The 11,437-nt window shown below is 65.6% G+C and carries 10 protein-coding genes; 1 reads left to right on the top strand and 9 read right to left on the bottom strand.

What is annotated here, in order from left to right; genetic code table 11:
* Nucleotides 1–114: 114 nt before the first annotated feature.
* The 7 genes from A2J02_RS00190 to A2J02_RS00160 all read right to left on the bottom strand — a co-directional run bounded on the left by A2J02_RS00190 (nucleotide 115) and on the right by A2J02_RS00160 (nucleotide 9,436).
* Nucleotides 115–1,503: an outer membrane protein assembly factor BamB family protein gene (locus tag A2J02_RS00190; protein WP_068045170.1), complete on the bottom strand. Its 1,389-nt coding sequence runs from the start codon at nucleotides 1,501–1,503 to the stop codon at nucleotides 115–117.
* Between the two features lie 135 nt (nucleotides 1,504–1,638).
* Complete coding sequence (locus A2J02_RS00185; RefSeq protein WP_068045179.1) at nucleotides 1,639–3,585, bottom strand: MDR family MFS transporter; 1,947 nt, start codon at nucleotides 3,583–3,585, stop codon at nucleotides 1,639–1,641.
* A 57-nt stretch (nucleotides 3,586–3,642) separates the two neighbouring features.
* A complete protein-coding gene (locus tag A2J02_RS00180) occupies nucleotides 3,643–4,128 on the bottom strand; it encodes a MarR family winged helix-turn-helix transcriptional regulator (RefSeq protein ID WP_068045167.1) in 486 nt (161 codons plus the stop codon).
* A gap of 215 nt (nucleotides 4,129–4,343) precedes the next feature.
* Nucleotides 4,344–5,372: an ABC transporter ATP-binding protein gene (locus A2J02_RS00175; protein WP_068045164.1), complete on the bottom strand. Its 1,029-nt coding sequence runs from the start codon at nucleotides 5,370–5,372 to the stop codon at nucleotides 4,344–4,346.
* A 13-nt stretch (nucleotides 5,373–5,385) separates the two neighbouring features.
* Entirely contained in the window at nucleotides 5,386–7,026 is a 1,641-nt protein-coding gene (locus tag A2J02_RS00170; protein ID WP_068045162.1) for an ABC transporter permease, read from the bottom strand.
* Complete coding sequence (locus A2J02_RS00165) at nucleotides 6,992–8,029, bottom strand: ABC transporter substrate-binding protein (protein ID WP_068045176.1); 1,038 nt, start codon at nucleotides 8,027–8,029, stop codon at nucleotides 6,992–6,994. The genes A2J02_RS00170 and A2J02_RS00165 overlap by 35 nt, the downstream gene beginning before the upstream one ends.
* 117 nt (nucleotides 8,030–8,146) lie before the next feature.
* Complete coding sequence (locus A2J02_RS00160) at nucleotides 8,147–9,436, bottom strand: plasmid pRiA4b ORF-3 family protein (RefSeq protein WP_068045158.1); 1,290 nt, start codon at nucleotides 9,434–9,436, stop codon at nucleotides 8,147–8,149.
* 78 nt (nucleotides 9,437–9,514) lie between these two features.
* On the opposite strand from A2J02_RS00160, the gene A2J02_RS00155 reads away from it, so the two are divergent.
* Entirely contained in the window at nucleotides 9,515–9,865 is a 351-nt protein-coding gene (locus A2J02_RS00155) for a VOC family protein (RefSeq protein ID WP_068045154.1), read from the top strand.
* Here the strand turns inward: A2J02_RS00155 and A2J02_RS00150 are convergent.
* Both A2J02_RS00150 and A2J02_RS00145 read right to left on the bottom strand, forming a co-directional pair.
* Nucleotides 9,856–10,965: a TDT family transporter gene (locus A2J02_RS00150; RefSeq protein ID WP_068045173.1), complete on the bottom strand. Its 1,110-nt coding sequence runs from the start codon at nucleotides 10,963–10,965 to the stop codon at nucleotides 9,856–9,858. The genes A2J02_RS00155 and A2J02_RS00150 overlap by 10 nt on opposite strands.
* A 68-nt stretch (nucleotides 10,966–11,033) precedes the next feature.
* Nucleotides 11,034–11,437 (bottom strand): LysR substrate-binding domain-containing protein (locus tag A2J02_RS00145; protein WP_231911386.1); only part of this gene is annotated, 404 nt, incomplete at its 5' end.

Here is an 11,437-nt window from a genome sequence, read left to right as displayed (position 1 = left end):
CTCGGTGGGCCGCGCGGACTTCCGCCGAAGCTGTGGGCAAAGATCATGCCGCCCTTCGTCAAGGCGCTGAAGTACATTCCGGGTCGGTAAGCAGCGTCGACGACGGGGGAGGTTCTATCTCACTCGTAGGACCGAGATGCTCAGTGCTCTGGTGTAGATCGAGTCGGCTTCGACTCGATCGAACATCGGCCACGACTGCCGATCGATTCCCTCGTCGTCGAACGTCGCCACGGGGATGTCCCACACCGTGGATCCGGTTCTGACGTCGATTCCGCGCAGCACTTCCGGTCCGAACAGCGTGGCGACGTCGCCGTCGAGGGCACCGACCTCCGCGAAAGCCCCCGATTCTCGACTCCACAGCGTGGTCCCGGTGTCGAGGTCGATCGCGGATTCGGTGGCCGTGTCGGTGTTGCGCAGCAGTGCAACCGAACCCGTGACGGCGTAGGCAAGGCCGTTGGTGGACAGGAACGCCGCGGCGGGGCCGGTGATGTCCGACGGAACGGCCCAGACCAGACTCTCGTCGGTCCACACGGGGTCGGGATTCGGCGGCCGATAGCCTCCCGTTCCGAGCAGTAGCGGACTCGACCCGGCGGGGGAATCGAACGTCGGTTGCTGCAGGGTCACGGAATCCGTTGCAGCGAGCACGGTTCCGTCGGTGTCGATGATTTCCGAACCCGCGATCGCATTCGGGTCCGAGCAGTCGGCCCGCGCCACCCGCACTGCGCCGTCGCGCGAGGCGACGCCCGATCGGGCGCAGTCGGGAACCGTTCTGGACCAGAGGTTGTCGCCGGTGTCGAGGTCGAAGGCGAACACTCCCCGGCCGTCGTCGAACAACCCGATTCCGTTCTCGGTGTGCAGTGTGGACGCGAACGGTGCGTCAGGCGAGGCCGTGGAATCGAACTGCACCGACCAGTCCGCGTCGAGGGCGTCCGCAGTGCCGCGAAACACCATCGCCCTCGCACCCTCGCGCACCGCCCGGGAGGCGTACACGTGGCCGTCTGCGGTGGTCAGACTCGTGATCGGAAAGGCCGCGTCCCGAGTGCTCGACTCCCCGGATTCGGTGTCGACAGTGAGGATTTCGGATGTCGTGCCGGTGTTGCCGCGGTAGCAGACGACCTGCTCGTCGACGAATTCCTCACCGCAGCCCACGATATCGTCCGCGGGGGCACGCCAGCGCACCGAGCCGTCCGCGATGCTCGCGCCCACCAGGGTCGCGTCGACGAACTCCCTGCCGTCCAGGCGTCCGAGGAGCGTGACGACCGTCGACCCGTCGGAGATGGAACCCGAGTGCATCGAATCGCTATCGCTGCCCTGGACGGGATCGCGAAACTGGCCGCCCTCGATACCCGCATCCGAGGGAGTGAGAGTCCACCCGAGTCCGGGAGCGGACACCGTTGCACCGTCGATGGGGGTGCCGGGCGTCCGCTGTTCGGTGGCGCACGATGCACAGACGAGCACTGCTACCAGGACTGCGGCGGCAGAGATCTGGCGGCGACGTGTCATGAGCGATTCTCCCGCCTGTGCAGAACCGAAAGAAGGTGGCCGGTCCGTTCTTGGAGCATAGAGAACGAAAATTCCCCGCACTCCCGGTGGGGGTGCGGGGAACTGCCGTAACGCTTGGCCTGGTCGGCGTTGGGCCTAGTTGACGCTGTGTCCGTTCAATCCTGCGTGTGCGTAGTGATTGCGACTGTCGGGAATGTGGTTGTCTCCCAACACTCGAGCGATCTGCTGCTCGCTGAGTCCGAGGCGACGGAGCCGCTCGCACACCGCATCGAAATCGAGCATCTTCGCGTCGAGTTCCTGCTGCAGTTCGATCACTTCGGCGCGGATGGTCTCGGCCTCGTCCAGTGCGGCCAACGTGTCCTTCGGCTCGGGTAGCAGCAGTGCGAGCAGTCGATCACGTGCGTCGGTGCTCAGACCCTCGAAGGGGCGCTGTCCCGGTTGAGCCTCGTGCCGACCCTCGGCGCGACGATGGGCGTCGTATTCGGCCTCGCGCTCGACGGAGACGTACTCCTGCGTGTCACCGAAGGACGGAATCTCGGCGAGCTGGTCCTGCGGCTCGTCCTTGGGTCCCTGCGCAGGGGCCGTCGCGATGTCGATCGTCTGGCGCAGTGGGCGATTTGGAATGAAGATCACCGCGATCAGCGTGACGATCGCAACGAAGCCGGCGATCATGAAGATGCGTCCGGTCGCGTCGCCGTAGGCGGTGCGGACGACTTCGAGGACCGGCGCGGGCAGTGCGGTGAGATCGAGTGATCCACCGCCACCCGACGAGCTGTCGACACCGAGCTGGGCCAGGCCTGCCGCGGACTTCTCGGCAACCCGAGTTGCCAGGAGCGAGCCGAGAACCGAGACGCCGATCGCGCCGCCGAAGGTACGGAAGAACGCCACCGTCGACGATGCCGCACCGACGTTCTGCACACTGACCGTGTTCTGCACTGCGAGAACGAGATTCTGCATCAACATGCCGGTACCGAGGCCGACGATGGTGATGAAGATGCCGACCGTTACCAGGCTGGTCGCGTGGTCGATCGTGCCCAGGAGCAGGAATCCGACGACCAACAGAACAGATCCGGTGACGATGAACGGCTTCCACTTACCGAACTTGGTGATGAGCTGACCGGAGCCGACGGAGGCGACGAGCATGCCGAACACCAGTGGGATGGACAGCAATCCGGCCTCGGTCGGGGTGTAGCCGCGAGCGGTCTGGAAGTACTGGCCGAGGAAGGTGGTGGCTCCGAAGAGGCCGACACCGACGGCGATGGACGCGACGATGGCCAGGCCGGTGGTGCGTTCGGTGACGATCTTGAGCGGGATGATCGGCGACTTGTGCCGCGCCTCGACGATGATCGTCAGGATGAGCAACAGCACTCCGCCGCCGACCAGGTAGGCCGTCTCACGGGAGAGCCAGGCGTAGTAGTCGGCCTTGCCTGCGAACGAGACCCACACGAGGAGAACGGAAACACCTGCGGTGAGCAGAAGTGCACCGAGCCAGTCGATGGAGACGTTGTCCTTGCGGATGGTCTTGATGTGCAGGGTCTTCTGCAGCAGGCCGAGGGCGATGACGGCCAGCGGTACGCAGACGAAGAAGCACCAGCGCCAGCCGAGCGGGCTGTCCACGATGACGCCGCCCAGGATCGGGCCACCGGACATCGACACGGCCATGACGGCACCGGTGTAGCCGGAGTAGCGGCCGCGATCACGCGGGGAGACGATGGTGCCGATGATGGCGATGACGAGAGCCGTCAGACCACCCATGCCGATGCCCTGCACCACGCGTGCGGCCAGCAGGACCGGCACGTTGTGCGCGAAGCCGGCGATCAGTGAGCCTGCGACGAAGATGAGAATCGCGCTCTGGACCAGCACCTTCTTGTTGAACAGGTCGGCCAGCTTGCCCCAGATCGGAGTGGACGCAGCGTTGGCCAGCAGGGCAGTGGTGATGACCCAGGCGTACGCGGTCTGCGAACCCTTCAGATCACCGATGATGGTGGGCAGTGCCGTCGAGACGATGGTGGTGCTCAGCAGCGCGGTGAACAGCGCGGCGAGCAGGCCGGTGAGGGCTTCGAGGATCTGGCGATGCGACATCGCGTCGGGATCGACGACTGGCTGATTGGGCGGAGTATCCGCAGATGTGGTCATGTCTTATCTCGCAATCGATTCAATACGTGCCACGTCCTGATGCTGGGCGTGGGCGTCTTCGGTGAAGGTGTCGTTCAGTTTGCGGATCGAGTCGAGTGCATCGAGTGCCTCGTCCTCGCTCCAGCCGCTCAACATTTCTGCCAGGCGGCGTGCGCGTCTGTTCCAAATTTGTGTCAGTCGAACCTGACCGATGTCCGACACACAGACCCGTGACGCCCTTCGGTCGTCGGGATCGGGATGTCGATCGATGTAGCCGAGGTCGACGAGGTCCGCGATCTGCCGGCTGAGGGCGGACTGACTTACGCACAGCCTGCTGGCGAGGTCGGTCTGCCTGCATTCACCCTCGGTCGCCAGGATGGCCAGAACTCCGGTCAGGGCCTGCGGCAGTGGTGAATCCTCGACTCCGGTGGTCACGGCCCGCTTCAGCGTGCGCCCGAAGAGGAAGACCTCTTCGACCAACGACTCCGCTGTCGTGGATTGAACTGCCATGAGTACTCCAACGCCGATGTCCATTTACTTGCTGTCTGCAACCATATATATAAATACATGTGCTAAGCAAATAATATTCCTGTCTGGTGGGTCACAGTGGTCGGTCGGGGGGGATCGGGGGATCCGGACGGGGATCGGCTCCCCGGATATGGATTCCGGCCTCCGATCGGAGGCATAAATCCGAAACTGGGGAGCCGATCCGCGGTCGAGGCTGGCTACCGCGGGTAGAAGAACGACCGCCGGACGGTCAGCGCGACGGTGTCACCCACCTCGGGACGCGGTCCGCGTACCGAGCATCGGAAGTCCACATCGCCGGAGCGCACCAGAACATCGCTGGCATCGCGGCCGAAGAGTGACGAGGTGACGGTTCCCTTGGTGGTGCTCTCGCGCTCGCCGTCGGGCACGAGCTCGATATCGGTCGGCAGGATTGCAACCGTCCCGGGGCCGGAGCCCTCCGCCGCGAGTGTCAGGGAGCCCGAGGTGAAGGTGCCGTGGGCGACGGTGCCGTCGACGAGGGTGGCGTCGGACAGGAAGTGGGCGACGAACGCCGACGCCGGAGCGCGCACCACGTCCTCGGGTGTACCGATCTGCGCGATGCTGCCCCGATCGAGGACGACCACCCGGTCTGCGAGGGCGAGGGCCTCGGTGCGATCGTGCGTGACGTGTACGACGGTCAGACCAGCTGCGCGCGTCAGAGATCTCAGCTCGAGGCGAAGCCGGTCTCGCAGTGGCTCGTCCAATGCCGAGAGCGCCTCGTCGAGTAGTAGTGCCCGTGGCGAGCCGACCAGAGCGCGCGCGAGGGCGACGCGTTGCCGCTGACCACCGGACAGCGTCGACGGGTCCCGGTTCTCGAGCCCGGGCAGCCCGACGAGCTCGAGCACGTCGGCGACCTTCTTCGTGCGCTCCGGCCTGGAGACCTTGGCCAGTTCGAGTGGGTAGGAGACGTTGCGCCCGACGCTGCGGTGCGGCCACAGGGCGTGCTGCTGAAATACCATGCCGAGCTTGCGCGACTCGGGAGGCGTCGAGAGTTGTTCGCTTGCAACCACATCCGGTCCGATGGAGATCGAACCGGCAGTCGGGGTCAGGAAGCCGGCGACGGTACGCAGCAGCGTGGTCTTGCCGGAGCCCGACGGCCCGACGAGTGCGACGAACTCTCCGTCGGCAATCTCCAGGTCGACGCCCTCCACGCCGACCGTGCCGTCGTGGTACCGGAGGCCGAGACGTTCGATCGTGATGGCAGACATCGAAATCCTTCTTCTAGCGTCCAACTCGAGTGGACGCCACGAGGCCGAGGCCCGCGAATCCGACGAGCGCGACGAGTAGCGACAGGGCAGAGGCGGCGTTGTAGTCGCCGGCCTGCTGCAGGTTGAAGATGGACACGCCGAGGGTCTGTGTACCCGGAGCGACGAGGAGCACCGACATGGTCAGCTCACGCACCGCAGTGAGAGCAACGAGCACCGCACCGGTGACTGCAGCGGGGATCGCCATCTTCCACGGCACGTCCCACAGCGATCGAAGATGTGACGCGCCAGAGGATCTGGCGACTTCTTCGAGGGCTGTCGGAGTGGAACTCAGCGGTGCTCGAACGGCCTGGACGACGATCGCGAGGAACGCCATCACGTAGGCGCACAGGATGACCCACTTGGTGTCGAACAGTCCGGTGTACCGGCCGATGATCAACCAGCCCACTGCGATGACGAGGCCGGGAATCGCCTGCGGCAGCATCGCTGCCAGATCCAGGCCGACGTTGTCGCGAGACCTGGTGCGGGTGGTCAGTACCCCGATGGCCAGGCCCAGGAATCCGCAGACGACTGCGGCTCCCAACGCCAGCGTCACCGAATTCTGAATGCCGACGAGGGTTCCCGGTGCGGTGACCGCGCTCTCGATACTCTGCAGCGTGAGATTGCTCCAGGTGAGCGGCACGCCGGGAGCCGGAAGCAGGGCCTGCGTCGCCAACGCCAGGATCGGCAGGACCGTCAGAACGAGGCCGATGATCCACGCAGCGATGCCCGCTGGAATTCGGCTGCGGCCCAACGGAAGTAACTGGGGCGGCGTGACCGCACCGTCGAGCTGAACGGAGCGACGCCCCAGAACGCGGTCGAGTGCGACCGCGACAACGGCCAGTGCGAGGAGCCCGATGCCGATGGTGGAGACCACCTCCAGTGGTCGATCGACGGTGCCCGACTGTATGTTTCGATACACCATCGTCGACAGGGTGACGTAGCGCTCGGGGAGTCCGACCAGCGCCGGAATGCCGAAATCGGCCAGATTGGACACGGCCGTCAACGTCAGCGACGCCAGGAGGGCGGGACGCAGCAGTGGCAGCGTCACATCGCGCATGGCTCGCCAAGGAGATGCCCCGGCGATCCGAGCCGCCTGTTCCAGATCGCCGGGTACGCGTCGTAGCGCCGCCGAAATGATCAGGTACGCAAGCGGATACGAGTGGACCGTCAGCAAGAAGATCACTCCGTCGCCGCCGTAGATGTTCCACAGCGGTCCGCCGCCGAAGGCGTCGTTCCAGTACGAGTTGATCATCCCGCTCGGGCCCAGCAGGCCTGTCCAGGCGATCGCGCCGACGAACGGCGGAATCAGCAACGGGCTGAGCAGAATCAGGCGCAGTACCGATCGGCCCGGCAGATCGGTGCGATCGAGAACGAGGGCCATGATGGTCGCAATCACCACCGCCGCGGCCGCCGACACACCGGCCGACACGTCGCTGTTGGTAGTGGCCGACGCGATTCCGCCGTCGAGCAGCTCTTGTATGTGGTTGCCGCCCAATCCGATCGAGACCACGGCCGCCAGTGGAGCGCCGACCAGGGCCAGTACTGCCAACCACAGGCAGGCGCGAACCCAGGTGACGCGGTCAGCCAAGAAGATCGTTGAACGTGGCGACGGCATCGGGCTGGGAGGCGGTGATGGTGTCGAGGTCCGGGTTCAGCAGTTCGATGTCGTCGAGAGCGGGCGCGCCTTCCGGCGTGCCGACATCGGACCGAACCGGCAGGTACTGCTGCTCGACGGCGATCTCCTGACCGCGCTTGCTGACCAGGAAGTCCACGTACTTCTGCGCGGCCTCCTGATTGGCCGAGTCCTTGAAGATTCCGGCCGGTTCGGAAATGTACGGGACGCCATCGGTGGGGTACGACGCGGCGATGGGCGAGCCCTTCTCGGCCAACTCGCGCACCAGGTAGTCCACCACGATCCCGACCGGCTGGGTGCCGGCCGCGACGGCCTGAGCGACCGGGCCGTTGCTCTTGGCGGCCACGGGTTCGTTGGCGACGAGATCGGTGAGCCACGGAAGGCCGAGGTCTTCCTGGCCCAGCCAGACGGCGGTGTTGAACGCTGCCGCGCCGGACACATCGGGATTGGGCAGCGTGATCCGGCCCTTGTACTGGGGGTCCGCCAGGTCCTTCCACGATGTCGGGGGCTGCGAGACGGTCCCGGTGTTGTACGCGATGACCGTCGGGATGATGCGGGTTCCCACGTAGTAACCGTCGGGATCGACGACGTTCGGGTCGAGGGCGTCGACGTCGGCCGGGGTGTACTGCAGCAGCAGATCGTCGGCCTTGTACTTCTCGAACGTGGGGGCGTCCGCGGCGAGCAGGACGTCGGCACCGATGGAGCCGGTCTGCCGCTCCGACGCGATGCGCGCATTGAGATCTCCGGTGCCCGCGCGAAACACCTGTACGTCGATGCCGGGGTTCTCTGCGGTGAACTCGGCGTTGAGAGCGTCGATCTTCGCCTGCGGCTCCGAGGTGTACACCGTGAGAGTGCCGCCGGCCCCGTCGCCGTCTCCACCGGCATCGGGAGCCGCAGGCTCGGAGCAGGACGCGAGGGTGAGAGCGGCTGCGAGACCGAGGATTCCACCGGTGGCAACGCGACGAACAGTGTTCACTAGGTACATCTCCTGGAAGCATCGAGCACGGAAGTTGCTCATGCTTCCGACCTGAATCGACACGCAGACATGTGTTGTGGGAACTGCACGTGTCGCCGGGGTGAACGACTCGGGGGCAGGGGTTGACTACCCAGCTCGAGACGACAAGGCGTGTACCGCGAACTGCCGTCCCCAATCCGGCCCGGCCCCTTCACGACCCAGGGTCGACGGCACAGCGCCGATCAGAGTCAGGAAGTCCAAGGTCGGTCGAGCGAGGTACTGGGCGTACGGTCTCTCCCTCTCGGGGATCATCCATCCGAGCGCCTCGAGGCTTCGGAAGACCAGCGAATTGCGTTCGTCTACAGAGCAACTCGCCGCAACCGACACCAGGAGCAGAACGCCCGCGTCTTTCTCGTACTGCTCGCGCCCAACGGGCATCCGAGCCGCGGCGTGTGACCACAGGCGGACCGGGTCGGTGGCGAGGGTGTTGGCCAAACGGGTGCGAAGAAGCCGCTCCTTCAGGACACGAACGAGTCCGAGTTGCGTCACAGCAGTCCGAAGCCAGTGCACCTGTTGATGGTCCACCTCGCGGTTGGAGCTTCCGAACCATCTGGTATCCCACTCGAGCTCGGCACGCATCGCCGCAACGTCCCTGGGCGGCACATAGCCTGCAGCGGTCAGTGTGATTCCGTCTTCGCCCACACGCGCCAGCATCCACGTCAGCTTTTCCATTGCCGATGCCGCCACTGCGGGGTCCACCTGTGCCACATCGACATCGACGCGCGCGAGGACATCGGGTAGATCGGGGTGATACTCGAGGGGCCCGCGTTCGAGAAGCGAGCCCAGTTTGGGTAGCCGTTCCCGTACGCGACCGGCCAACTCCGTCACCGCGCGCCGCAACGCGATTCTGTTGTTCGCGTCGGCCACCGCGAAGCGCTCGTCGAAGTCGCCCGCCCAGAGCTTCATGTGGTCGTGCTCAGGATGGTCGGTATCAGCGAGAACCTTCAGCAGTTCGGCGTAGCCCGACGAGCCGCCGCAGTCTTCGGGTGGGCAGGCGCGGTCGCCGTCGAGGCAGGCTGCAGTACCGGCTACGGGCGATACCTCTTCCACGACCAGGTGGTGTGTCCATCCGTCACCGAAGTCGTACTCGTACCCGAGACGATCCCCGACGGCACCGAGGACGTCGTCCACCCGAACGCCGTCTTCGAGTGTCCCGGTGCCGTCGTCCCACTCCTCGAGCGAGGACTTCATCTCGTAGCGTCGAGTGCTTCGAAGAGGATCGTCGCCGACGAAGAACATGTGCAGATGTCGGTCTTCCCAACCCATGACGTCCTGAATGACGTCGTGCAGCTCGGGCAGTGTGGCGTCGGAGGCGATGGTGAACCGCCGCCACACCACCGGCTCGACGTCGGCCAGAGTCACCCTGATCGTCAGCATCGTCAGGATCGTCCATCATGTGTGAGATGTTCGTCGAGCACGTCCCCGCGGGGACGTTGTCGCCGATACAGTCCGGGCATGGATGTTCTGCGCGCGATGCCATTGCTCACGGTCACCGATCTCGATGCGGCGCTGGACAAGTACGTCCAGGTCACCGGCATGGAGGTGGTGATGAATCACGGCTGGATCGCCACGCTCGCTCCGGCGGGCGACGGTGCGGCGCAGCTGAGTCTGATCACCACCGATCCCACCGGGCCGGTCAATCCGTCGGCATCGATCGAAGTGGACGACGTGGACGCGGCGTACCGGGCAGCGATGGACGCCGAAGTCGAGATCGTCTACGAGATCACCAACGAGGAATGGGGAGTCCGCCGATTCTTCTTTCGGGATGCGGGCGGCAACGTCGTGAACGTGCTGTCTCACCTGTGATCGGGATGCAACAACTCTCCGCGCCGGATTCCGCGAACAGTGCGGGTGGCCACGGTGAGCCAGGCGGCGAGCAGTAGGACGTACAGGGCAACGGCCAGAGCCTGCACCGCACCGAAGTTCAGCGCATGACCCAGTGCAGTCGCTCCGGTGACGCAGGTCCCGATGGGGAACGTGAACGACCACCATGTCAGCGAGAATCCCAGGTTCCTGCGTGCCGCGTGCACGGTGAGAGCCGTCGCGAGCGCGAACATCAGCATTCCGAAGCCGCCCATGATCAGTCCGTAGCCGATACCGAACACGTGTAGCCCGACGGCGATCGACGACTGTGCCCCGGTGAACACCATCGATGCGTCGGTGCCCAGCAGGTTGGCCGCCGTGATCGACTGGCCGATCAACCCCAACGTGATCCACACGGTCGGGGCCGCGTCGACGGGCGGCAGACCGCCGTGCAGCAGACGTCCGTAGATCAGAGTCAGCGTGATCATCCCGACGATCAGCGACAGCCCGAACATCGCATAACAGGCGCACAGCAGCGCCAGCCGCCACTGGCCCTCGGGTAGGTGCGGAAGCAGCAACGCCCCTGTCGACGCCGACACCATCGGCGGCACCACAGGCATCAGCCACGCGGGCAGGGCTGCGACGTCACGATGATCGGACGCGGTGATCATTCGATACGGAACGACGACGCTGGTGAGCAGACCGGCGATCGTCCCGGCGGTCCACAGGCCGGCGAACAGCGCGGTGGCCGCAGTCGGTCCGAGCACGTCCGCGCCGAGCAGGCCCGCTCCCGCGCCGACGGTGAGCATCGCCATGGGCGGAGCGCCGTAGAACTGCACCATCACCGGGTGTCGGGCGTACTCGACGGCCCGGTCGCGGTGCCGGATCCAATGCCGCGCGAAGGCTCCACCGATCACGGCCAGCGCCGTAGCGGCGATCACCCATACCGCAACGGCAAAGACGTGCAGTGTAGGAAACTGCACAGGCAGAGTTGCGGCCGCAGTGGCGACGATCCCGGTACCCATCACCGCGGCGAACCAGTTGGGGGTGATGTGCTCGAAAGTCCTGGGATGCACAGCGGGGGTGAGGGCGGTGACGGTCATGACTTCAGCGTGCGCGTAGCCGGTCACGTCCGGTAGGTACCGAAATGTTCGTTACCCATAACTGGACGTTATGGCTGGGTCTTTGCCGCCACGGACAGCAATTCAGCGGCGGGGCCGGTGGGGATGCGGCCGGACGGCCAGATCGCCCTCAACTCACGACGCAGAGTCAGTCCTGGGATCGGTACGCGGACCAGGGTTCCCGCGGCCAACTCGGGGGCGACGGCCAACGAGCTCAGCACGGCTCCGCCGATTCCCGCACCGACGGCGGACTTGATCGCCGTCGTCGAGGAGACCTCGAGAAACGGCGACATCGGCTGCCCGAGACCCGCTGCAGCCACCGCGCTTTCGTAGGCCGAGCGCGTTCCCGACCCCGCCTCCCGCGTCACCAGTGCGGTGGCGACGATCTCGGCGGCCGACGGCGCGGTGATTGTCCAGGCGTGATCCGGTGCCACCACGAGCACCAGTTCGTCGG

Source organism: Rhodococcus sp. EPR-147, assembly GCF_001647185.1.
GTDB lineage: Bacteria > Actinomycetota > Actinomycetes > Mycobacteriales > Mycobacteriaceae > Rhodococcoides.
The sequence above is the reverse complement of the archived record's forward strand: the minus strand, read 5'-3'. Positions and strand labels throughout refer to the sequence as shown.

Coding starts and splice junctions, on each gene's coding strand:
- A2J02_RS00190 (WP_068045170.1), bottom strand. CDS start 1,503: ATGACACGTCGCCGCCAGATCTCTGCCGCCGCAGTCCTGGTAGCAGTG.
- A2J02_RS00185 (WP_068045179.1), bottom strand. CDS start 3,585: ATGTCGCATCGCCAGATCCTCGAAGCCCTCACCGGCCTGCTCGCCGCG.
- A2J02_RS00180 (WP_068045167.1), bottom strand. CDS start 4,128: ATGGCAGTTCAATCCACGACAGCGGAGTCGTTGGTCGAAGAGGTCTTC.
- A2J02_RS00175 (WP_068045164.1), bottom strand. CDS start 5,372: ATGTCTGCCATCACGATCGAACGTCTCGGCCTCCGGTACCACGACGGC.
- A2J02_RS00170 (WP_068045162.1), bottom strand. CDS start 7,026: ATGCCGTCGCCACGTTCAACGATCTTCTTGGCTGACCGCGTCACCTGG.
- A2J02_RS00165 (WP_068045176.1), bottom strand. CDS start 8,029: ATGTACCTAGTGAACACTGTTCGTCGCGTTGCCACCGGTGGAATCCTC.
- A2J02_RS00160 (WP_068045158.1), bottom strand. CDS start 9,436: ATGCTGACGATCAGGGTGACTCTGGCCGACGTCGAGCCGGTGGTGTGG.
- A2J02_RS00155 (WP_068045154.1), top strand. CDS start 9,515: ATGGATGTTCTGCGCGCGATGCCATTGCTCACGGTCACCGATCTCGAT.
- A2J02_RS00150 (WP_068045173.1), bottom strand. CDS start 10,965: ATGACCGTCACCGCCCTCACCCCCGCTGTGCATCCCAGGACTTTCGAG.